At 68.7% G+C, this 486-nt stretch carries 1 protein-coding gene; it reads right to left on the bottom strand.

The window, feature by feature from the left end; all coding sequences use genetic code 11:
• On the bottom strand, positions 1-486 hold a 486-nt coding region (locus AB6M95_RS19710; protein WP_371388446.1), incomplete at both ends, for a VCBS domain-containing protein.

Here is a 486-nt window from a genome sequence, read left to right as displayed (position 1 = left end):
ACTGGCCGACGATGTCGAATCCGCCGGTCGCGTCGGCATCGGTGCCGCCGTGGCCGGTGACGGAGGTGACCGTGAAGTCGGTCGTCTGGTTGTCCACGTCGGTGTCGGCCACGCCGCCGTGGTCGTCGCCCGCCAGCACGTTGCCGCTCACGGTGGCCGGGGCCGCGTCGTCCACGGACTCGGTCAGGGTGGCGCTGTCGGCCATGGCCACCGGGGCGTCGTTGGCCCCGTTGATGGTGATGGTCAGGGTGGCGGTGGAGGTGCCGGGGTGGCTGTCCTGGTTGTCGGACATGGTGTAGGTGAAGGTGTCCGTGACCGGATCGCTGTCGGTGTTCAGGAAGTTGGTGGCCTCCGGGTTCTCCGTATAGGTGTAGGACCCGTCCGCGTTCATGTGCAGGGTGCCGTACTGGCCGACGATGTCGAATCCGCCGGTCGCGTCGGCATCGGTGCCGCCGTGGCCGGTGACGGAGGTGACCGTGAAGTCGG

This window comes from Pseudodesulfovibrio karagichevae, assembly GCF_041414475.1.
Classification (GTDB): Bacteria; Desulfobacterota; Desulfovibrionia; order Desulfovibrionales; family Desulfovibrionaceae; genus Pseudodesulfovibrio; species Pseudodesulfovibrio karagichevae.
The sequence above is the reverse complement of the archived record's forward strand: the minus strand, read 5'-3'. Positions and strand labels throughout refer to the sequence as shown.